This window comes from Pannonibacter sp. XCT-53 (assembly GCF_009915765.1).
GTDB classification, from domain to species: domain Bacteria; phylum Pseudomonadota; class Alphaproteobacteria; order Rhizobiales; family Stappiaceae; genus Pannonibacter; species Pannonibacter tanglangensis.
This window is the reverse complement of sequence record NZ_JAABLQ010000001.1, coordinates 1,577,356-1,599,634: the sequence shown is the minus strand read 5'-3', so window position 1 is coordinate 1,599,634 and position 22,279 is coordinate 1,577,356. Positions and strand designations below refer to the sequence as shown.

At 67.9% G+C, this 22,279-nt stretch carries 14 protein-coding genes, 2 tRNA genes and 1 riboswitch; of the genes, 9 read left to right on the top strand and 7 right to left on the bottom strand.

Annotated features, from left to right (window positions below):
- Nucleotides 1-145: 145 nt before the first annotated feature.
- The 3 genes from GWI72_RS07175 to GWI72_RS07165 all read right to left on the bottom strand — a co-directional run bounded on the left by GWI72_RS07175 (nt 146) and on the right by GWI72_RS07165 (nt 4,609).
- Nucleotides 146-1,489: a UDP-glucose dehydrogenase family protein gene (locus GWI72_RS07175; RefSeq protein ID WP_161708226.1), complete on the bottom strand. Its 1,344-nt coding sequence runs from the start codon at nt 1,487-1,489 to the stop codon at nt 146-148.
- Nucleotides 1,490-2,146: 657 nt separating this feature from the next.
- Complete coding sequence (locus tag GWI72_RS07170) at nt 2,147-3,937, bottom strand: tetratricopeptide repeat protein (RefSeq protein ID WP_161708225.1); 1,791 nt, start codon at nt 3,935-3,937, stop codon at nt 2,147-2,149.
- A gap of 596 nt (nt 3,938-4,533) precedes the next feature.
- Nucleotides 4,534-4,609, bottom strand: a tRNA-Asn gene (locus tag GWI72_RS07165).
- 513 nt (nt 4,610-5,122) lie between these two features.
- A riboswitch (cobalamin riboswitch) is annotated at nt 5,123-5,343 on the top strand.
- A 32-nt stretch (nt 5,344-5,375) separates the two neighbouring features.
- Between GWI72_RS07165 and GWI72_RS07160 the strand changes: the two genes are divergently transcribed.
- From GWI72_RS07160 to GWI72_RS07135, 6 genes are all read left to right on the top strand, one after another.
- Nucleotides 5,376-6,017, top strand: a complete 642-nt coding sequence (locus tag GWI72_RS07160; protein ID WP_161708224.1) for a HupE/UreJ family protein — start codon at nt 5,376-5,378, stop codon at nt 6,015-6,017.
- 18 nt (nt 6,018-6,035) lie between these two features.
- Nucleotides 6,036-6,593 carry a bifunctional adenosylcobinamide kinase/adenosylcobinamide-phosphate guanylyltransferase gene (cobU, locus tag GWI72_RS07155; RefSeq protein ID WP_244314216.1) on the top strand — a complete coding sequence of 186 codons (558 nt, stop codon included), beginning with the start codon at nt 6,036-6,038 and terminating at the stop codon, nt 6,591-6,593.
- The gene (gene cobW, locus GWI72_RS07150; RefSeq protein WP_161673278.1) at nt 6,590-7,705 is read left to right on the top strand and encodes a cobalamin biosynthesis protein CobW; all 1,116 of its coding nucleotides are present in this window, start codon (nt 6,590-6,592) and stop codon (nt 7,703-7,705) included. The genes cobU and cobW overlap by 4 nt, the downstream gene beginning before the upstream one ends.
- Before the next feature lie 357 nt (nt 7,706-8,062).
- Entirely contained in the window at nt 8,063-11,842 is a 3,780-nt protein-coding gene (gene cobN, locus GWI72_RS07145) for a cobaltochelatase subunit CobN (protein WP_161708223.1), read from the top strand.
- Nucleotides 11,843-11,883: 41 nt separating this feature from the next.
- On the top strand, nt 11,884-12,495 hold the full coding sequence (gene cobO / locus GWI72_RS07140; protein ID WP_161709120.1) for a cob(I)yrinic acid a,c-diamide adenosyltransferase: 612 nt from the start codon (nt 11,884-11,886) through the stop codon (nt 12,493-12,495).
- 67 nt (nt 12,496-12,562) lie between these two features.
- Nucleotides 12,563-14,002: a cobyric acid synthase gene (locus GWI72_RS07135; RefSeq protein ID WP_161709119.1), complete on the top strand. Its 1,440-nt coding sequence runs from the start codon at nt 12,563-12,565 to the stop codon at nt 14,000-14,002.
- 71 nt (nt 14,003-14,073) lie between these two features.
- Here GWI72_RS07135 and GWI72_RS07130 read toward each other — a convergent pair whose 3' ends face one another.
- From GWI72_RS07130 to cobD, 3 genes are read right to left on the bottom strand one after another with little or no spacing between them, the layout of a single operon-like run.
- The gene (locus GWI72_RS07130; RefSeq protein WP_161708222.1) at nt 14,074-14,679 is read right to left on the bottom strand and encodes a DUF938 domain-containing protein; all 606 of its coding nucleotides are present in this window, start codon (nt 14,677-14,679) and stop codon (nt 14,074-14,076) included.
- A 42-nt stretch (nt 14,680-14,721) separates the two neighbouring features.
- Complete coding sequence (gene cbiB, locus GWI72_RS07125) at nt 14,722-15,696, bottom strand: adenosylcobinamide-phosphate synthase CbiB (RefSeq protein WP_161708221.1); 975 nt, start codon at nt 15,694-15,696, stop codon at nt 14,722-14,724.
- 3 nt (nt 15,697-15,699) lie between these two features.
- On the bottom strand, nt 15,700-16,701 hold the full coding sequence (gene cobD, locus GWI72_RS07120) for a threonine-phosphate decarboxylase CobD (RefSeq protein ID WP_161708220.1): 1,002 nt from the start codon (nt 16,699-16,701) through the stop codon (nt 15,700-15,702).
- Nucleotides 16,702-17,061: 360 nt separating this feature from the next.
- Here cobD and GWI72_RS07115 point away from each other — a divergent pair, with 360 nt between their 5' ends.
- Entirely contained in the window at nt 17,062-19,335 is a 2,274-nt protein-coding gene (locus tag GWI72_RS07115; RefSeq protein ID WP_161708219.1) for a sensor domain-containing protein, read from the top strand.
- A gap of 36 nt (nt 19,336-19,371) precedes the next feature.
- Here GWI72_RS07115 and GWI72_RS07110 read toward each other — a convergent pair.
- Nucleotides 19,372-19,445 (bottom strand) — tRNA-Cys (locus GWI72_RS07110).
- Nucleotides 19,446-19,753: 308 nt separating this feature from the next.
- Between GWI72_RS07110 and GWI72_RS07105 the strand changes: the two genes are divergently transcribed.
- Both GWI72_RS07105 and GWI72_RS07100 read left to right on the top strand, forming a co-directional pair.
- Nucleotides 19,754-20,416 carry a protein-L-isoaspartate O-methyltransferase family protein gene (locus tag GWI72_RS07105; protein ID WP_161673267.1) on the top strand — a complete coding sequence of 221 codons (663 nt, stop codon included), beginning with the start codon at nt 19,754-19,756 and terminating at the stop codon, nt 20,414-20,416.
- Between the two features lie 219 nt (nt 20,417-20,635).
- A complete protein-coding gene (locus GWI72_RS07100; protein WP_161673265.1) occupies nt 20,636-22,000 on the top strand; it encodes a TolC family outer membrane protein in 1,365 nt (454 codons plus the stop codon).
- The last annotated feature ends 279 nt before the right edge of the window (nt 22,001-22,279 follow it).

The following is a 22,279-nucleotide window of genomic DNA, read 5'->3' as shown; positions in this document are numbered from 1 at the left end:
TCAAAACAGTCAAAATGGCCGGCTTGAGCCGGTTGCCGCGTGAGCGCGAGCCCCCCGCCTTGAGCAGCGCGCTGCCGGTCCAGGCAGACGGGTGCGGGGTCCGGACCGACGTCAGATCGACGCGCCCGAGCCCCGCTGTCGCAGATCATTCCGCCGCGTCGCGGATCTTGATGTCCCGGTCCAGCCCACCCCGTCCCACGCTCGCATAGGCAAACCCGTGCCGGGTCACATCGGCGGCCTTGTAGACGTTGCGCAGGTCGACCACGACCGGGGCGGTCATCACGGTCTTGAGGCGCGGGAAGTCGAGGGCGCGGAAGGCGTCCCATTCGGTGACGATGACGAGGGCGTCCGCGCCGGTGGCGCAGTCATAGGCATCCTTCGTGTAGGTCACGTTGTCGAGCAGGCCTTTCGCCGCCTCCATGCCCTCCGGGTCGTAGCCGCGGATGGTGGCGCCGGCATCCTGCAGCGCCTGGATGATCGACAGCGAGGGGGCCTCGCGCATGTCGTCGGTGTTCGGCTTGAAGGTGAGGCCAAGGATGGCGATCGTCTTGCCGCGCACGTCACCGCCGACGGCCGTCACCACCTTGCGCGCCATCGCGCGCTTGCGCTGGTCGTTGATGGCCACCGTCGTCTCGATCAGGCGCACCGGGCTGTCATGGTCCTGCGCCGTCTTGACAAGGGCCAGCGTGTCCTTCGGGAAACAGGAGCCGCCATAGCCGGGGCCGGCATGCAGGAACTTCGAGCCGATGCGGCCGTCAAGGCCGATGCCGCGCGCCACGTCCTGCACATCGGCGCCGACGCGCTCGCACAGGTCCGCCATCTCGTTGATGAAGGTGATCTTCATGGCGAGGAAGGCGTTGCCGGCATACTTGATCAGCTCTGACGTGCGCCTTGCGGTGAAGAGCAGGGGGGCCTGGTTGAGATAGAGCGGGCGGTAAACCTCGGTCATCGGCTCGCGGGCGCGCTCGTCCTCGATGCCGATGACGATGCGGTCCGGACGCTTGAAGTCGCCAATGGCGGCACCCTCGCGCAGGAATTCCGGGTTGGAGACGACGACCACATCGGCAGCCGGATTGGTGTCGCGGATGATGCGCTCGACCTCGTCGCCGGTGCCGACCGGAACGGTCGACTTGGTGACGACGACGGTGAAGCCTTTCACGGCCGCCGCGATCTCGCGGGCGCAGCCATAGACATAGGAAAGATCGGCGTGACCATCGCCGCGCCGCGACGGCGTGCCGACGGCGATGAACACCACATCGGCCTCGCCCACGGGGCCGGCAAGATCGGTGGTGAAGGAAAGGCGCCCGGCCTTGACGTTGGTGGCGACCAGCTGGTCGAGGCCCGGCTCGAAGATCGGGATCTCGCCGCGCTTCAGCGCCTCGATCTTGTCGACGGCCTTGTCGACGCAGGTCACCTCATGACCGAAATCGGCCAGGCACGCGCCGGAAACGAGGCCCACATAACCGGAGCCGATCATCGCAATCTTCATGTCAAAATCCTGACTGTTCGAACACTACCAATAATGTCAAAGCCCGTGCGGCGGCTCTGGCCTGGGCAAACGTCCCGCACGTGACGGGAGGGTCACGCAGGGGCGCTCGGGGGGCATGGCGCCAGGCCCTGGGAGACTTGCGCATGGAATGATCGTCGCCTCTCGCCCTCACGATGGTGTTACCCGAGTTTGATGTCGGATTCAATTCGCCGCTGCCGTCAAGGCAATGCTGTGTCAGCTTAATGCTTCATCAAGGTTAAATGAGTGGCAGGCGGGTGGACTGACTGGCTAGGGCAACGTCCCTTGCCTTCGCGTGGCGGGGGGCAATGCATCGTGGCCTCGCCAGGCTGCAGCCGGAGACATCGGGCAATTTCCCAGGGAGGGACTTGAAGTCGCGAGTGAAGCCTGAGGTTGCGCCTGGTGCCAGTATGGACGCAGCACGGGTGGCGCCTCCATCGTGAGGGCGGCGCATCCACTAGGGGCGCTCTGGAAGCACAAGGGGCCGGTCTTGTCGGATCGGACAAGACCGGCCCCAACGTTGGGTCCTTGTGCAGACGAGACGGGCGCGCCGGGTACCGCCCTGGCGTTCCGCAGGGCCCTGACCCGACAGGATCAGGGCGCCGTCAGATCCGGGATCAGGTCCCGATTTCGTCTCGGTCAGGCGCCAGCGGCAACCCGGACGGCGATGAGCCGGGCGGCGTCGCCGGTGAGGGGACCCTGGCGGCAGCGCTCGCCCGAGGGGCCGGCATCGCACAGCGTGCCGATCGCGCGGATCGTGTCCCGGGTCAGGAGGCCGTTGAGCGGCCCCTTGTACAGTCCGCGGGTCTGCAGCTCGTCCTGCACCAGATAGACGAAGGCATTGGCATTCGACCAGCGAAGGGTGGTCAGAAGGCTGACCCGGGTCTGCTGCGGCGCCGCCTTGAAAGCCTCGGCAAGGGCCGCGAACTCGGCCCGCGAGGCAGCAGCCACGGCGCTGATGAACAGCTCCTCTCGTGTCACGAACGTGGCACCGAGCAGCGGGGCATAGGCCGACAAGGCCGCCCGCGCCTTGACCGGATTGGGCTTCAGCATCTTGCCGGAACCGCTTCTGTACAGGGTGATCAGGCGTCTGGCCGCATCTGCGTTGCCAGCGGTCGCAGCCTTTTCAAGCTTGGCGAGGGCCCCGGCAACATCCATCCGCATTCCCTGTCCGCGCAGCATCCAGTCGGCTGCCAGAACGGTTGCGGCCGGAACGTTCATCTCTTCGGCCTGCTTGAGGTAGGCGGCTGCCTTCGCGCGGTTCGACAGGCGTCCGAACTCGCCATCCATGTGCCCGCGAGCCAGATCCAGCAAGGCAGCCGGATTGCCGGCGGCAGCGGCGCTTTCGGACAGCTGGAGAGCCTTCGCGGTATCCCGCTTGACGTACGCTCCCGTCCGATAGGCCTCGGCAAGGCGGAGTGTTGCCGTGACGTTGCCCTTTGCGGCGGCGTCCTCAAGCAGTTTCATGCCGTCGGCCACATTCGCCGCGACCAGTTCCCCGCGCAGCAGCACCTCCGACAGGAGAAGCATGGCGCCGATGTTGCCGGCGGAGGCCTGCTCGCGGAGCAGGCGCACGCCCTTTTCCACATCCTGCGTCTCGCCGACACCCCAAAGGGCGGCCTCCGCAAGGCGAAGGTCTGCGGTTGCTGCACCGGAGGCCTGGGCTGCCTGGAAGGCTGCAAGCGAGCGGGCCGGGTCGACCGGCACACCGATTCCGTCGCGATAGATTTCGCCTAGGCGGGTATGGGCCGCCGTATTGCCCGCCTCTGCGGCGCGCGTGAGGTAATCGACGGCCCTCGCGCCATCGAGAGGCACGGTCGTGCCACGAGAATAGAGATCACCAAGCGCCAGCAGGGCGTTGCGATCGCCTTCCTCCGCCAGCCCGGTCAGCAGCGCGAGGCCGCGCTCTACATCGGTCGCGACACCGTCGCCGGCAATCAGGGCGCGGGCGACAGCCAGCTGCGCGACCTTGTTTCCGCCGTCGGCTGCAGCCGAGTAATAGCCGAAGGCTCGGGCGGCGTCCCTCTCGACGCCTGCCCCCTGGCTGAAGACGTCGCCGAGACGAACATAGCTCCAGCTGTTGCCAGCCTGACCGGCCTTGGTCAGGAGGTCGATGGCCTTCTCCCGGTCCTCGCCAGAAGAGGCGTTTCGGGAAAGGTAATCACCAAGGACATGCAGCGCGTTCCTGTCCCCCTGGTCGGCCCGGGCCTGGAGCTGCTGCAGGGCGGAGGTGATGGCCTCCTGCGAGCCACCATCCTGCAGCACCTTGCGCAGCTCGCTGACGCTGGCCGGCTTCTGGGGGGCGGGGGAGGTCTGCGAGCCCTGGGGCGGTTCGGCGGTCTGCGTGGTCTGGGCGAGGGTCGGCAGGGCCGTCCCCATCAGCAGAGGTGCAGAGATGGCAAAGGAAATGGCCAGTCGTTGCAAGGACATGAGGAAACTCCGTGAGGGAAGGGAAGCGGATTGCGAAAAAAACGCAGCTCATCAAAGGATGACTGGCAGGATAAGTCCCTGACCCGGGGGGTCAACCCTTAATCGGGCAAGTGCCCGAAATTTGATCGGTTGACGATGTCGGACAGTGAAACGCCTGAATTACGGAAAAACTTGGGATGTCGATCTGGCCATTTTGCGGCAAGTCTGTGGCAAGGACTTGCAGGCCCGCTGCCGGCGACAGGTGTTTCAGTCGACCGCTCGCTCGTGGCCGGGGCCGTGAGCTGCCCTCTGTCTGCGGGGGGACGGGGAGACCGTATGGCCGGCGCAGCCTGCTGCCCCAAGGGCAGGCCTTGGGGGATGCCTGCTGCCCTGAGGCTGGCCCGAGTATGGTCTTGCGATGGGGGGGGCGCGACCGGCAGGCCCTTGACCGGACACGACCGAGTGGGGATCCTGATCCGGACAGATGGCCACGTGCCAGCGAGGCCTGGCCAAGTGTCGCAAGAAGGTTGGCCAGTTGCGTGAGCCGGCCGAAAGACAAGCATCGGCTTCGACCGTGCGGGAGGCACAGCCGGATAACGATATTTCTGGGAAGAGGTTGGCTCCGCGAGCAGGACTCGAACCTGCGACCATTCGATTAACAGTCGAACGCTCTACCAACTGAGCTATCGCGGATCACCAGAAGGGGGCGCCGGAACGGGCCCCGTGGCGAGCGACCGGGTGGGTCGCTGTCGGTGGCGAGCGTATAACAAAGGCTCTGGCCCTTTGCCAAGCCCTTTCTTGAAGAAACTTTTCCACAGGTGGAAAAGCCCGGGATTTCTGCGAAAAAACAGATGGTTGCGCCTCGCACTGCGGCGCGCCCGGCGTCCCCGCCCACCCGGCACGGCCAGAAACCGGCGCAAGACTCGGGCATCGGTCCCCGATGGCGTGCTCTTGAAGACGGGGCAAGGACGGTGCCAGCGGCGGCCCCGACGCAGGCCCAGATGCTGGCCCAGGCAGAGGCCCAGACAAAGGCCCAGACACAGGCCAAGACACAGGCCAAGACACAGGCCGAGATGAAGGCCTGCCGACGCCCGCAATCGTCCAGCGAAGGCCAAGAGCGCCAACGGCGGCACAAGCGGTCCTGTAACGCAGCCCGCCCGCCGGCCTCCGGCCAAAGGGCGTCCTTGCAGGGCAGGGGCATTGGGGTCTAGAACAGACGGGTCAGGTTCCCCGACGGGCAAAGCCCAGGGGGATGAAACGGGAATCATGGTGCGGAGCGACTCATCCCGAGGCTCCAAGTCCTGAGCTGCCCCCGCAACTGTCAGCGGCGAGCCCTGCCGCACACGGCCACTGGACGCAAGTCCGGGAAGGCGTGGCAAGGGCGACGACCCGCAAGCCAGGAGACCGGCCTGATGCATTGCAACCCCCTGCCGTCGGGTGGACGGACTGGAGCACAGACATGATCATGATTTCCCGCGCCCTGCGTTCGGGCGCCACTCCGCTTTTGCTGGTCGTCCCGGCGCTGCTTGCCGGCACCGGCACCGCCGCTGCCCATCACATGATGGACGGCCAGATGCCTCAGACCTTCGTGCAGGGCCTGCTGTCCGGCCTCGGCCACCCGGTGATCGGGTTCGACCATCTTGCCTTCATCATCGCTGTCGGTCTGGCCGCGGGCCTTGTTGGCCGCAGCCTCGTCCTGCCGGCGGCCTTTGTCCTTGCCACCATCGCGGGCGTTCTGGTGCACATGGCGGCCATTGACCTGCCGCTGGCCGAAGTCGTCATCGCCCTGTCGGTGATCATTGCCGGTGGTCTCATCGTCAGCGAGACCGAGCTGCCGGCCGGGGCATGGGCGGTGCTGTTCGCCATCGCCGGGCTGTTCCACGGCTATGCCTACGGCGAATCGATCATTGGCGCCGAACCGGCACCGCTTTATGCCTATTTCATCGGCTTTGCCGTCATCCAGTTTGCCGTCGCCAGCCTTGCGATGATGCTGACCAATCCGAAGGCTGCGGCCGTTCCGGCCTCGCTGACGGCCCGGATGGTCGGTGCCGGCATCGTCGGCGTCGGCTTCAGCGCCATCGGCGCCCAGCTCTTCGGCTGACGCCCGGTGGCAAGCCCCTTGGCAAGGCCCGAGCACCTGGTTGCCCGCGCCGTGCTGGTCACGGGCGGGGCCCGGTCCGGCAAGAGCAGCTTTGCAGAACGGCTGGCGCTTGGCGCCGGCCGTGAGCCTGTCTATGTCGCCACTTCCGCCGCCTGGGACCAGGAGATGGCCGAGCGCATCGGTCAGCACAAGGCCCGGCGCGACGGACGCTGGACGACGGTCGAGGAACAGCTCGATCTGGTCGGCACGCTCGCGCGGCACTGCGGCCCCGACAGGGTCGTGCTCGTCGACTGCCTGACGCTGTGGCTCACCAACCTGATGCTGGCCGACCGGGACCTTGCCGGTGAAACCGCAAACCTTGCCGCTGTCGTTCCCGGTCTCGCCGGTCCGGTGATCTTCGTGACCAACGAGGTGGGGCTCGGCATCGTGCCTGACAATGCCATGGCGCGCGCCTTCCGCGACGCGCAGGGCCGTCTCAATCAGGAGCTTGCCCGGGTCTGCGACCGCGTCGTGCTGGTCGCCAGCGGGCTGCCGCTCCTTCTCAAACCCAGTTCCTGTCCGGATATCCAGTTATGACCACCGTGCTTTCTCAGGGCGGCAAGATCCCCGCCACCATCGTCACCGGCTTCCTCGGCGCCGGCAAGACGACGCTGATCCGCAACCTGCTGCTCAATGCCGGCGGCCGCCGCATCGCGCTCATCGTCAACGAGTTCGGCGACATGGGCTTCGACGGCTCGCTGCTGGACGGCTGCGTCGACCCGTCCTGCAGCGCCGACGATGTGGTCGAGCTGACCAATGGCTGCATCTGCTGCACCGTGGCTGACGATTTCCTGCCGACCATGGAAATGCTGCTGGCGCGCGAGACGCCGCCCGATCACATCGTCATCGAGACCTCGGGCCTTGCGCTGCCGCAGCCGCTGGTGCGCGCCTTCTCCTGGCCGAGCGTCAAGACCCGCGTGACGGTGGACGGGGTCATCACCGTGCTGGACGCCGCCGCTCTGGCGGAAGGCCGCATCGCGCTCGACGAGGAGGCGCTGGAGGCGCAGCGGGCCGCCGATGCCTCGCTCGACCACGACAATCCGGTCGAGGAGCTGTTCCACGACCAGCTCGCCTGCGCCGATCTCGTCGTGCTCAACAAGGCCGATCTGGTGGATGCTGACCAGCTTGCCCATATCCGCGAGCACATCACCGAGGATGTCCGGTCCGGCGTCGAGATCATCCATGCCGAGAAGGGCAACCTGCCGGTCGACGTGCTGCTCGGCCGTTCGGCCGCAGCCGAGGACGATCTGGCCGCGCGCCGGGCGCATCATCACCACCATCACGACCATGATGATGACCATGACCATGACCACGATGATGATCACGATCACGATCACGATGACGACGATCACGACCATCATCACGATGACTTCGAGAGCCATGTCCTGCCGGTCGCGGCCTTCGCCAGCCTGAAGGATCTGGAGCAGGCTGTCGCCCGGGCCATGGCGCTGCCCGGCGTGCTGCGCATCAAGGGGGCGGCGTCGGTGACGGGCAAGGCGGCGCCGGCGCTGGTGCAGGCCGTCGGCCCGCGCGTCGAGACCTGGTTCGCCGCCGGGGCCAGGATGCCCGGCCATGTCGTCGTCATCGGCCTGAAGGGGCTGGACCTGTCGTCGATCACCGAAGCCCTCGGCAAGGCGAAGGCGGCCTGAGGGCCAGGACCGAGGGCAGGGCGCTGCTTGCCGCTCCCCCCTTGAGGGGGAGAGGCCCCCGACAGGGGGCAGAGGGGGGCAGCCGTGTTTCAGCGGGTTCCGAGTTTGCGGTCGGGTTGTTTACCCCCCTCTGTCTGCTCGCGCAGACATCTCTCCCGCAAGGGGGGAGAGGAGGGGCTGCGGCAAGTGCGGGGTCCGCAAATGACTCGTCTCGTGGGACGCGGCCTCTCAGCATCCCTCCCCACGAGGGGGAGGGGCGGAGAGGCGGTGCAGACGGGCCCCGAGACCGGCCCCGAGGCTGAACCCTGACCCGACCAACCGAACCGGACACGGGGTGTCCGTGCAGATGGACCAGTGATGCATATTCTCGCAAGCCAGACCCGACGGGTGGAAGACGGCAACGACGCGGTGGATCTCGCCCAGGATCCGGCCGATCTCGTCGTGCTGTCGGCGGCCGACACGGAACTGGCGGCCCTCTGTGCGGCGCGGGGCAAGCTGGGCGAGGCCTTTGCCAGCTTGCGGCTCGCCAGCCTGATGGCGCTGGGGCACCCCTATTCGGTTGACCTCTACGCCGAGAAGACCCTGTCGCGCTCCAGGCTGGTGATCGTGCGCCTGCTCGGCGGCGAGAGCTACTGGCCCTATGGCGTGGAGAGGCTCTGCGAGGAGGCCAACCGGGGCGGGGCGAAGCTTGCGATCATGTCCGGCTGTGACAAGTGGGACGAGGCGCTGGCCGCCCGCTCCTCGGTCCCGGTCGAGGCGGTGCGCCGGCTCTACCGCTATTTCCTCGAGGGCGGCCCGGAGAACCACGCCAACGTGCTGCGCTACGGCGCCCATCTGGCGGGCCTCGCCGCGGAGCCGGCCCCGCCCGCGCCGCTGCCGCGTGCCGGCCTGTTCCTGCCCGGCCATGCCGCACCGGCCCTGTCCGACCTGACAGCGAGCTGGCCGGAGCCGGACCGGCCCGTTGCGGCGGTCGTCTTCTACCGGGCGCTGGTGCAGGCGGGCGAGACCGCGCCGGTGGAGGCGCTGTGCAAGGAGCTGACGGCAAACGGGCTCAATCCGCTCCCCATCTTCGTCTCCTCGCTGAAAGAGGCCGAGTCGGCCGCCATCCTCGGCGGGCTGATGGAGGCCTGTCCGCCGGCCGTGGTCCTCAATGCCACCGCCTTTGCGGTCTCGAGCACGGGCGGGCCGCACCAGCCGACGCCGCTCGACCGGCCGGGGCGTCCGGTGCTGCAGATGGTGTTCTCCTCCTCCTCGCGTGAGGGCTGGCTTGAGAGCCCGCAAGGACTGTCGATCCGCGATCTGGCGATGCATGTGGTCCTGCCGGAGATCGACGGCCGGCTGATGACCCGTGCGGTCTCCTTCAAGGAGGAAGGGGTCTATGACCAGCGGACGCAGTTCCGCTCGGTGCGCTTCGTGCCGGATGCCAACCGCATGGGCCATGTCGCCCGGCTTGCGGCTGCCTGGGCGCGGCTCGGCCGCAAGGCGCCGGCCGAGCGCAAGGTGGCGCTGATCCTGGCGAACTACCCCAATGCCGATGACCGGCTGGCCAATGGCGTCGGCCTCGACACGCCGGCGTCCTGCGCGCATCTCCTTAAGGCGATGGCTGCGGCCGGCTATGGGGTCGAGGGCGCGCCGGAGGACGGCGCGGCCCTGATCGCCCGGCTGACGCGCGGCGTGACCAATGCCATTGCCGCCCTCGACCAGCGGACCTGCGAGAGTTTCCTGCCGCTCGACCGGTATCTCGCCTTTTTCAACGGGCTGCCCGAGCCGATGCGCCAGGCGGTGACCGACCGCTGGGGTGCGCCGGAGGATGATCCGTTTGTCGCCGGCAACGCCTTCCGCCTCGGGCTTGCCCGCTTCGGCGCGGTGCTGGTCGGCATCCAGCCCTCGCGCGGCTACAACATCGACCCGAAGGCCACCTATCACGATCCGGACCTGGTGCCGCCGCACAACTACTTCGCCTTCTACGCCTTCCTGCGCCATCAGGCCGGCGTCGATGCGGTGGTGCATCTGGGCAAGCATGGCAATCTGGAATGGCTGCCGGGCAAGGCGCTGGCGCTGAGCGAGGGCTGCTATCCCGATGCCATCCTGGGTCCGACGCCCAACATCTACCCCTTCATCGTCAATGACCCGGGCGAGGGTGCGCAGGCCAAGCGCCGGACGGCAGCGGTCATCATCGATCACCTGACGCCGCCGCTCACCCGGGCGGAAAGTCATGGCGTTGCCAATGAAATGGAAACGCTGCTGGACGAGTACTATCTCGCCAGCGGCGTTGATCCGCGCCGGCTGAAGCAGCTGACCCGCGACATCCTCGACCTCGCCGCTGCCCATGGCCTCGACCGCGACATCGGCCTGACGCCGGACATGGACGAGACGACGCGGCTGGCGCGGCTCGATGCGCATCTCTGCGATCTCAAGGAACTGCAGATCCGTGACGGGCTGCATGTGCTGGGCCTGTCGCCAGAGGGGCGTCTGCTGACGGATTTGCTGGTGGCGCTGGCGCGGGTGCCGCGCGGGTCCCGTCCCGCCGACGACAGCCTGCTGCGGGCGCTCGCGCGGGACCTTCTGGGGGAGGCGGCTTCGCGGGCGGAAGTCGCAGCCTTCGATCCCCTGGCCTGCGACTATGCGGCCCCCTGGCAGGGGCCGAGGCCGGCGCTGCTGGCCGGGCTGACGGACCAGCCGTGGCGGACCTGCGGCGATACGGTCGAGCGGCTGGAGCTTCTGGCGGCGCAGCTTGTTTCAGGTCAGACGAAAGGGCTTCATCTGCCTGAGACACAAGCGGTTCTCGATGAAGTTGAAACGCGCCTCAGGCCGGCGGTGGTCGGCTCGGGACCGGCCGAGCTCGCGGCGGTGCTGGCTGCGCTCGACGGGCGCTTCGTGCCGCCTGGTCCCTCCGGCGCGCCGACGCGGGGGCGGCCGGACGTGCTGCCGACTGGGCGCAACTTCTATTCCGTCGATGTGCGCACCGTGCCGACCGAGACCGCCTGGCGCATCGGCGAGGCCTCGGCGGCGCTGGTGGCCGAGCGCTACTTCCAGGAGGAGGGCGAGTGGCCCAAGGCGCTGGTGCTCACCTGCTGGGGCACGGCCAACATGCGCACCGGCGGCGATGATGTGGCGCAGGCGCTGGCGCTGATCGGAGCGCGGCCCGTCTGGGAACCGGGCTCGGGCCGGGTCAACGGCTTCGAGATCCTGCCCCTGTCGGCGCTGAAGCGGCCGCGCGTCGACGTGACGCTGCGCGTCTCCGGCTTCTTCCGCGATGCCTTCCCGCATCAGATCGACCTGTTCCAGAGCGCGGTGGCTGCTGTCGCAGAGCTTGAGGAGCCGGAGAGCGCAAACCCGATTGCGGCGCGGGTCCGCGCCGAGACTGCACGGCTTGCGGCCGGTGGTCTGGCGGCGGCCGAGGCCGCCCGGCAGGCAGCGTTCCGCGTCTTTGGCGCAAGGCCCGGAGCCTATGGCGCCGGCCTGCAGGGCCTGATGGACGACGGACAGTGGGACACGCGCGGCGATCTGGCCGAGGCGTTCCTGGCCTGGGGCGGCCATGCCTATGGCGGCGGGGCCAGCGGCGAGGAGGCGAGGGGGCAGTTCGAGAGCCGCTTGTCGGGCGTCGACATCGTGCTGCAGAACCAGGACAACCGCGAGCATGACCTTCTCGACAGCGACGACTATTTCCAGTTCGAGGGCGGGCTGGCGGCGGCGGTCGAGAGCCTGACCGGGGCGGCGCCGACGAGTTATCACGCCGACCACTCCCGGCCCGAGCGGCCCGTGGTGCGGGCGCTGTCGGAAGAAATCTCGCGCGTCGTGCGGGGCCGGGCGGCCAACCCGAAATGGATAACTGGTGCCATGCGTCATGGCTACAAGGGCGCGTCCGAAATGGCGGCGACGCTCGACTACCTGCACGCCTTCGCCGCCACCACGCGGGCGGTTAGTGACCATCACTTTGACCAGCTCTTCGATGCCTACATTGGCAATGAAACGGTGCGCGACTTCATCCGGGACGCCAATCCGGGCGCCCTTGCCTCCATGCTGGACCGCTTCAGCGAAGCGATCCGCCGCGGCTTCTGGATCCCGCGCCGCAATTCCGTCCACGCCGAGATTTCCGACCTGAAACAGGCCGCCACCAAGGAACTGATCCCGTGACCGATACGACTTCCGACACGCCTGACGAAGCCGAGCGCAGCATGACCGAGGAGGAGCTGAACGCCCGCCACGCCGACAAGATGCGCAAGAAGAAGGCGGCGCGCGACAAGATCATGGCCACCAAGACCATCGCCAAGGGCCTGATCATCGTCCACACCGGCAAAGGCAAGGGCAAGTCCACCGCCGGCTTCGGCATGGTGTTCCGCTCGCTCGGCCATGGCTACAAGGTGGGCGTGGTGCAGTTCGTCAAGGGCCGTCTCGACACCGGCGAGACCCACGCGCTGGAGCGCTTCGGCGACCTCGTCACCGTGCGGCGCATGGGCGAGGGCTTCACCTGGGAGACCCAGGACCGGCAGCGCGACATCGCTGCCGCCCGCGAGGCCTGGGAAGCGGCCAAGGAGCTGATCGTCTCGGGCGAGCATCACCTGGTGCTCTGCGACGAGTTGAACATCGTGCTGCGCTACGACTATCTGCCGGTCGAGGAAGTGGTGGAGTTCCTGAAGACCGAAAAGCCGGAGAACGTGCATGTCGTCATCACCGGCCGCAACGCCAAGGACGAGCTGATCGAGGTGGCGGATCTCGTCACCGAGATGGAGCAGGTGAAGCACCCGTTCCGCTCCGGCGTGAAGCCGCAGTCCGGCATCGAGTACTGAGGACCGTCCCCGGTCCGGCCTGGAGACAGAGCCCTTGGTTGACCCGCGATCCCGCACGCCGGCCCTGATGATCCAGGGCACAGGCTCGAATGTCGGCAAGAGCCTGATCGTGGCAGGCCTGTGCCGGCTGTTTGCCAACCGCGGCATGACCGTGGCCCCGTTCAAGCCGCAGAACATGTCGAACAACGCCGCGGTCACCGCCGATGGCGGCGAGATCGGCCGGGCGCAGGCCCTGCAGGCGATGGCGTGCCGCAGGCCCTTGAGCGTGCACATGAACCCGGTGCTGCTGAAGCCGGAAACGGACACGGGGGCGCAGGTGATCGTGCAGGGCAAGCGCTTCGGCACGATGCGCGCGCGGGAGTACGGCACCCGCAAGGCCGAGCTTTTGCCGAAGGTTCTGGAGAGTTTTTCACATCTTGCCGCAACAACGGATCTGGTGATCGTCGAAGGCGCCGGCAGCCCGGCCGAGATCAACCTGCGGGCCGGCGACATCGCCAACATGGGGTTTGCCGAGGCGGCCGACCTGCCCGTGATCCTGTGCGGCGACATCGACCGGGGCGGCGTCATCGCCTCGGTGGTCGGCACCCACGCGGTGCTGGAGGCGGCCGAGCGGGCGCGGATCAAGGCGTTCTTCATCAACCGGTTTCGCGGTGATCCCTCGTTGTTCGACGCGGGAATGCAGGAAATCGTGACGCGTACGGGCTGGACGGGGCTGGGTGTCGTGCCGTGGTTCGCGCAGGCTGGCCTGCTTCCGGCCGAAGATGCGCTGGGACTTGCCGACGGCATCGGCAACGGCCCCCTGAAGGTCGTGGTGCCCGTGCTGGCGCGGATTGCCAATTTCGATGATCTCGACCCCTTGCGCGTCGAGCCGGGCGTGACGCTGGAACTGGTGCACGCCGGAAGGCCGCTGCCTGCCGATGCGGATGTGGTGCTCCTGCCCGGCTCCAAGTCCACCATCGGCGATCTGGCCTATCTCAGGGCGCAGGGCTGGGACATCGACCTGAAGGCGCATCACCGCCGCGGCGGCCATATCCTCGGGCTCTGCGGCGGCTACCAGATGCTGGGCCGCACGATCAGCGATCCGCACGGGATCGAGGGGGCCGCCGGCACCGTGGAGGGGCTGGGCTATCTTGATGTCGAGACGGTGCTGAGCCCGGACAAGCGCGTCGTCGAGGCGGCCGGCACCCACCGGCTGAGCGGGGCAGCGGTCACCGGCTACGAGATCCATCTGGGCCGGACGTCAGGGCCGGACTGCGCCCGCCCGTTCCTCACCTTCGCGGATGGCTCGCCCGACGGGGCCACCAGCGCCGATGGCCGGGTCACCGGCACCTATCTGCACGGGCTCTTCACCGGCGACGCCTTCCGTGCGGCCTGGGCGAGGGGCTTCGGCGTGGCAGCCGCAACCGCCTATGACGCCACCATCGACCGCATTCTCGATGAGCTTGCGGACCATCTCGCCCGCCATCTGGACACTGAACTGATCCTCGGGCTGGCGCAACGCGCCTAGGCCTGTCCGGCCCCCCGGTCATCGACGGCGCCGGGCGACGGTGCCGAGCCCCCTGTGGAGGCACCAACTGATCAGCGCCGGTACACCAGCAACTGGTTGTTTGCCGGCATGGCATGATCGGCAACCAGCGTCAGGCCGATGCCGCGGGCGAGCGCGTCGATGGCCTCGAAGTCGCGCAGGCCGCTCTCCGGATCCTTCTTGCGCAGGCTCTGGTCGAAGGCCTCGTTGCTCGGCGTGGTGAAGGTGCCGCCATACTTCATCGCGCCATAGATGGCGAGCGTGCCGCCTGCGGCCAGCGTTTCATCCACGCCGGCGAAGAAGGCCTCGACCCCGGCCCAGCTCATGATGTGCAGGCTGTTGGCGGTGAAGATGCCGTCAAAGGCATCGCCGGCGTCCCGGTCGGGCGTCGGCCAGGGCAGGTCGCGCACGTCGAGGCCGATGGGCTCGAACAGGTTGTCGAGATCGGTCTCGATGATCCGCTGCTCGAGGCCGGCCAGATGCTCGGGAATGTCACTCGGCTGCCAGGTCAGATGCGGCAGGTTTTTGGCAAAATGCACCGCGTGCTGGCCGGTGCCGCTGGCGATTTCCAGCACCCGGGCCGCATCGGCGAAGGCATCCTTGAGAATGGTGAGGATCGGCGACTTGTTGTTTTCGGCAGCTGCGGAAAAGGGGAGCATGGCGGATCGCAGGTCAGAGGTTCGGAATGCGTCACTCAGGCTTCAGAAAAGCACCAATGCCACCATCAGAACCAGCATTGCCTCGACGACGCAAGCCCCTGCGAGCACGCGCAGCGCACGCCGGATCTCGCCCGCGCCGATGTCCTTGCGGCCGCCGGGGTTCATGAAGGGGTCCTCGACCCGGTAGGTGGCATAGGCCCGCGGTCCGGCAAGGGCGATATCCAGCGCACCGGCCATGGCCGCTTCCGGCCAGCCGGCGTTGGGCGAGCGGTGCTGGCGGGCGTCGCGGGCAACGCAGGAAAGCGCCCGGCCCGAGGACCCGCCGGCCAGCGGCGCGGCGAGGGCGATGAACGCGGCCGCAAGCCGGGAGGCCGGCAGGTTGATCAGATCATCGAAGCGGGCCGAGGCCCAGCCGAAGGCCAGATGCCGCTCGGTCTTGTGGCCGATCATGGAATCGGCCGTGTTGACCGCCTTGTAGGCAAGGAGGCCGGGCAGGCCGAGCAAGGCAAACCAGACGACCGGGGCAACCACGCCGTCGGAAAAATTCTCGGCGCAGGATTCGATCGCCGCCCGGGAGACGCCGGCGGTATCCAGCTGCTCCGGATCGCGCCCGACGATCATGGCAACGGCCCGGCGCCCGCCGGCAAGGCCGTCCCGCTCCAGCGCCACCGCGACGGCCCGCACATGGGTATAGAGGCTGTTCTGCGCCAGCAGCACGCTCGACAGCAGCGCCAGCACGATCCAGCCATGCGGCAGCGCCAGCAAGGCCCGCTGCAGGGCGTAGCCCACCGCAAGGCTGATGATCAGCAGGAGGAGCAGCGTCACGACGCCAAAGGCGCGGCGGGTGCGGTCGGACCAGGCCGGGCGGTTGAGGTGCCGGTCCAGGGCGCCGATCAGGGTGCCGATCCAGACCACCGGATGGGGCAGGCGGCGCCAGAGCCAGTCCGGGTCCCCGATCAACGCATCAAGGACCAGCGCGGCAAGCAGCACCCAGAGCAGGAACGGATCGAACAGCACCGGTCAGATCTCGGCCATGGCATCCGCCAGCGCCGTGCTAAGACGGGTGAGTGCGGCGGGGCTCCCCGGCAGGCCGAAGCGCAGCCAGGTTGGCGAATGGTCAAAGCGCCGGGTCCAGATGTGGCGGCGGGCAAGGGCGGCATGCATCGCCTCTGCCTTGCGCAGGCCCGCGAGCGCATAGAGCGCGGTGCCGCCGAACACCGTAAGCCCCGCCATTGACAGGGCGAGCGTCAGGTCGGCCATCTCGTCGGCCAGCTGCCGCCGCATGGCGTCCTGCCAGGCCAGGTCTGATAGGGCCGCCTGACCGACCGCCAGCGCCGGTCCGCTCACCGCCCAGCTTTCCAGCATCCCGGCTGCCTTGTCCGTGAGGTCAGGCCGGCCGGCGAGGAAGCCGAGGCGCAGGCCCGCAAGGCCGAAGAACTTGCCGAAGGACCGCAGCACCAGAACAGGCTCATCGCCCAGGTGAGGCAGCAGGCTCAAGCCCGGAACCACATCCGAAAAGGCCTCGTCGACGATGAGAAGACCGCCGCGGGCCTGCATCTGGCGCGCCAGATCCATGAGCGCGGCGGGCGACAGCATCCGGCCGTCCGGATTGTTGGGATTGACCAGAACCAGGACGCGGGTGTCCTCGGGGGCGTCATAGGCGGTCGGGATGTCGACCACGGTGCGGCCGGCAGCGCGCCAGGCATCGCCATGGCTGGAGTAGGTTGGCCCGACGATGGCGACCGGTCCGTCTGGCGCCAGTCGCGGCAGCAGGGGCAGGATCACCTGCGTCCCTGGTGCAGCCATGACACCGAGGGAGGCCGGCACCCGGTAGGCCCGTCTTGCGCTGTCGAGCAGACCGGTCAGATCGTCGGCAGACGGCAGCTCGGTCCAGAATCGCGTCTCGATCCGCTCCGGAATGGCCCAGGCATGCGGGTTGATGCCCGTCGACAGGTCGAGCCAGTCGGCGCGCGAGCCGCCAAATCGGGCGATGGCGTCCGAAAGATCGCCTCCATGCCGCATGTGCCATGTCCCCCTTGCTGCACGATGTCGTCTCCGCCCCTGTCTAGCCGAAGCCGGCCGGCGTCGAAAGCGCCAAGGCGCTGGCGGCTGGCCCGCATCCGACATCGCGCCTGGCCACGGGCAGCGCTGCCCGCTTGCAGGCCTTGCTGCCGGGAGACTGTATTCACTGTGAATAGACATGGTAAGATTTAACTATTATTGCAAATGTGCGTGATGGGCCAGGTCGCTTTAACCTGTGATTATTTGATCCGTGGCAGATTTTCCGTGTCGGAGCGTGTTGCGGGACCTGTCAACGCCCGCTGGTTGGTCGGACAGGCTTGCATCGGCGCGCGGGAGCGCGCCCCAGGAGGCAGAACGAGGATGGCGCCCTTGGAAAAGGCCCTGCTGGCGGATTTGTCGCAGCCGGCCGTTCAGAAGGTCATGCTGGAGAGCCTGCAGTCCGAGAGTGCATGGCTCAGGGCGATCCTCGACCAGATTTCCGACTATGTCTTCGTGAAGGACCTCCGCAGCCGCTTCCTCTTCGCCAACCGGGCGGTGGCCGATGACCTCGGCTTTGCCTCCGCCGACGAGCTGATCGGGCAGACCGATTTCCTGCTGCATCCCCGTCAGGTGGCGCTGGGCTTCTTCCGCGACGAGCAGCGGGTGATGCGCACCGGCGAACCGCTGATCGGGCGGGAAGAGTTCATCCAGTTGCCGGACGGCCAGCAGCGCTGGTTCAGCACGTCGAAGTACCCCTTGCGCGACGAGACCGGTCGCCTGATCGGCCTGCTCGGCATCTCGCGCGACATCACGGATCGCAAGCGCTCCGACCGCCTGCGCGATGGTCAGGCGCAGGTTCTGGAAATGATTTCCTCGAGCGCCCCGCTGTCGAGGGTCCTCGACTGTCTCGTGCGCCTGATCGAGGATCAGTTCGACGGCCTGCTGGGGTCGATCCTGCTGCTGGACGAGGATGGCGTGCACATGCGCCACGGGTCCGCCCCGAGCCTGCCGGACGCCTACAGCGCCCGGATCGACGGCATGGCGATCGGGCCGAAGGTCGGGTCCTGCGGGACGGCGGCGTTTCGCAGGGAACCGGTCATCGTCACCGACATCATGTCGGACCCGCTGTGGGAGGAGTTCCGGGCCCTGGCCGAGGTCGGTGGCGTGCGGGCCTGCTGGTCGACGCCGATCCTGTCGCTCGCCGGACAGGTGCTGGGCACCTTTGCCATCTATGCCCGCCGCCCGCTGGCGCCGAGGCCGGCCGAACTGCGTCTCATCAACGACACGGCCCGGATTGCTGCCATCGCCATCGAGCGCAAGCGGGCCGAGGACCGGATCCGCTTCCTGGCCCATCACGATCCGCTGACCGGCCTGCCCAACCGCAGCTTGCTGCCGCCGTGTCTGGACCAGGCGCGTCAGCTGGAGAGCGGTCGCGGCGGACGGGTGGCCGTGGTCTTCCTCGATCTGGATCACTTCAAGGCCGTGAACGACAGCTTCGGCCACGCCGCCGGCGACCAGCTGCTCGTCATCGTGGCCGAGCGGATGAAGGCCTGCCTGTCTGCCTCCGATGCCGTCCTGCGGCTGGGGGGCGACGAATTCGTGCTGCTGATCCCCGTGGGGGCGGACCACCCGGAAGGCCTCAGGGCGCAACTGGCCCGGCTGCGCACGGCGATTGCCGAGCCGGTCGAGCTGGCCGGCCGGACCTTCCATGTCACCTGCAGCATGGGGGTTGCGATCTGCCCGGATCACGGCACGGAGGCCGATGCGCTGCTGGTCCAGGCTGACGCGGCGATGTACCGGGCCAAGGAGGCCGGACGCAACACCTTCGAGTTCTACCGGCCGGACGCCGGCGAGGAAGCCGGCAACAACCTGCTGCTGCTGGAGGAGATCCGCTCCGGCCTGACCCGGGGCGAGTTCCTGCTGCACTACCAGCCGCAGATCGACCTTGCCTCGGGGCGGCTCTGCGGACTGGAGGCGCTGGTCCGCTGGGCGCACCCCCAGCGTGGTCTGCTCGGTCCCGACCAGTTCATCCCGGTGGCGGAGGAGGGCGGGCTCATCCATGCCCTTGGCAAGTTCGTGCTGAAGACAGCCTGCCGCCAGCTGCAGGCCTGGCAACGTCAGGGCGTGCCGGTGGTCCCGGTCAGCGTCAATGTCTCGGCACGCCAGTTTGCCCATCCCGGCTGGACGGATCTCGTGCGCGTGCAGATCGAACGGTCGGGGATCGACCCGCACCAGCTCGAGCTGGAGCTCACCGAAAGCATGCTGATGCGCAATGTCGAGCAGGCCATCGCGACCATGCACGAGCTGCGTGCGCTGGGCGTGACCTTTGCCATCGACGACTTTGGCACCGGCTATTCGAGCCTCAGCGTGCTGCGCTCCTTCCCGGTCTCGCGGCTGAAGATCGACCAGGCCTTCGTCCGCGACATCACGCGCGACACCAGCGGGCGCGGCATTGCCGAGGCGATCATCTCGCTCGGCCATACGCTGAAGCTGCGGGTGATCGCCGAAGGGGTCGAGACGCCGGAACAGCTTGAGTTCCTGAAGGCCGCCGGCTGCGACGAGGCGCAGGGCTATCTCTTCGCCCGTCCGATGCCGGCAGACGAGATCCCCGGCCAACTCGCGCGCGATCCCGGCCAGACCGGCGCGGAGCCATGAAAAAAGGGCACCGGCTTGCACCGATGCCCTTCAATCTGGAGGCCTCGCCCGGAATCGAACCGGGGTTCACGGATTTGCAATCCGCTGCGTCACCACTCCGCCACGAGGCCGTTGCGTGCCTTTTCAAGGAGTTGCTTTGTCCTGTCAAGGGGACTTCGCCCGCTGTCACAGAATTTGCACATCTGACGTCCGTCCGGGCCGCGCCGCCGGGGCCGCCCGACCCCGGCTCCCGGGGCTGCCGCGGCCCTGGCGCCGGGGTGGTCGCCCGTCCTGCGGTGGCGGCGCCGGGGCGCGATGACGCGGGGATGGAGGGCGCGAAGCCCGCAGCTGGCTCTTGTCAGCCGGGACGCGCCTCGGTAAGGGAACGCTGGAGAGAGGGTGGCCGCAGCTCGCGACCGCTACAGGCATGAGGCTCGCCATGGGTGATTATGCACAGTCCCGCACGCGAATGGTGGACAACCAGCTGCGGACCAACGATGTGACCGACCTCCGGATCCTCGACGCGATGGAAGCGACGCCGCGCGAGCTGTTCGTGGCGTCCTCGAAGCGTCCGGTCGCCTACATCGACGAGGACATCCTCGTTTCCGACACCGGCACGCCGCGCTACATGATGAAGCCGCATGTCTGCGGCAAGCTGATCCAGCTGGCGCTGGTCAGGCCCGGCGACGTCGTTCTGGTCGTCGGCGGGACGACCGGCTACACCACCGCCGTGCTGGCCCGCCTTGCCGGTGCCGTTGTGATGGTCGAGGAGGACGCAGCCCTCGCCGCCCGCGCCAGCCAGACGCTCGTGAGCCTCGGCATCGAGAATGCCGCCGTGATCGAGGGCAAGCTGACCGAAGGCTGCGCCTCGGAAGGCCCCTATGATGTGATCCTGCTGGACGGGGCGGTCGAGTTCCTGCCGGAAGCCCTGGCCCAGCAGCTGAAGCCGGGCGGCCGTCTGGTGGCCATCGAGGGCCTCGGCCGGGCCGGCGTCGCGCGCCTCTATCAGGATTCCGGCGCGGCCATCGGCGCCCGCTTTGGCTTCAATGCCAGCGCCCATCTGCTGCCGGGCTTTGAAAAGGCAAGCGAATTCGTCTTCTGACGCACGCTTGATCCAGGCACCCGATGCGATCCCCGGATCGCACCGGGCGCGTCCTCGCCTTGCACTGTTAACCGTTTCGTAACATGTTGCAGCCGTGCCGCAGGTCGCCGGTTTTCGTTCGTTGACCGACGTTCCGGGGTAGGCATGTTTTTCCCGGTGGCTATACTGCCACCATCTTTCGGCACGGGTGGGGGTCCGTGACACAAGGGGCTGACTTCAGTGTATTTTCGCGTTTCTCTGACTGCCGCAGCCATTGGCCTTGCCGCGTTCACTTCGCTGTCCTCGGCCCGGGCCGAGACCATCGCCGAAGCCCTGGCACTCGCCTATGCCAACAACCCGACGCTGAATGCCGCCCGCGCCGAACTGCGCAGCGTCGATGAGCGCGTGCCGCAGGCGCTGGCGGGCTGGCGTCCGTCCATCTCTGCCAATGCGTCCTTCGGCGGCATCCGCACCACGGGCGCCGGCTTCAGCAACTACCGCAACAACGCCTCCATCTCGCTGACGGTGCAGCAGGCCCTGTTCCGCGGCTTCCGGACCGTCAACTCGACCCGTCAGGCCGAGGCGATCGTGCGGGCGCAGCGCGAGAACCTCAATGCCACCGAGCAGGACGTGCTGCTGTCGGCCGCCGAAGCCTACGTCAACGTGATTCGCGACACCGCGCTCGTGTCGCTGCAGCGCTCCGACGTCGAGTTCCTCAACGAGCAGGTCCGCGCGGCCCGTGACCGGTTTGAAGTGGGCGAGGGCACGCGCACCGACGTGTCGCAGGCCGAAGCCCGCCATGCGGAAGCGCAGGCCCGCCTCAACAGCGCGATTGCCAACCTCAACACCAGCCGTGCGATCTACCGCCAGGTGGTCGGGATTGAGGCGCGGAACCTGTCCGCCAGCACGCCGATCGGGCGCATGGTTCCGAAGTCTCTCGACATCGCGCTCAGCACGAGCGAGGAGAGCCAGCCGCTGATCCGCCAGGCCCAGCATCTCGTCGATGCGGCCCAGTTCGCCGTGAAGACGATCGAGGGCGAGGCGCTGCCGACCGTGTCGGTGGAAGGCTCGCTCGAGCGCAACTGGACCACCGCACCGACCAGCCTCGGCGCGTCGAACACCGCGTCCGTGTTCGGCCGCGTCTCCGTGCCGATCTACCAGGGCGGCACCACGTCCTCGCGCGTGCGCCAGGCCAAGGAAGAGCTCGGCCGCACCCAGATCCAGCTTGACGTGATCCGGGACCGCATTCGCGCCAACGTGATCTCCGCCTGGGGCCAGTACCAGGCTGCCGAGGCCTCCATCAGCGCGGCCCAGGCCGCCGTCGAGGCCCAGCAGCTCGCCCTCGAGGGCGTGATCGAGGAGCAGCGTGTCGGCCAGCGCACGACGCTCGACGTGCTTGACGCCCAGCGTGAGCTTGTCGACCAGCGCGTCAACCTCGTCACGGCACAGCGCAACCGCATCGTCGCCGCCTTCCAGCTGATCTCGGCCGTCGGCGAGCTCGATGCCGAGTACCTGGACCTGAAGGTCGCTCGCTACGATCCGAAGGAGCACTACGACAAGGTGCGTGACAAGTGGTTCGGCATGAAGACGCCGGACGGCCGCTGAGACGGCCCCACCTGCTGCGAGTCGTCAGGGCCGGACAGTGTTCCGGCCCTTTTTCATGGCCCTTCGTCGATCCGTCTCGCCGCGCCGCGCTCGCCGGGCGCCCTCCGCTGCCCGTCCGGGTCAAGACCGGGCGTACACCGGGGGAACGGCGGGCGGATTGGGGGCGGATCGGGGGCGGATTTCGGGTGGACTGGACACGGATCCTTGACCCTGTTTCACCTTTTGAAGGGGAAAAGGCGATGGCGGGTCTATCCGCGTCCTATCGCCGGTCCCCTTGAC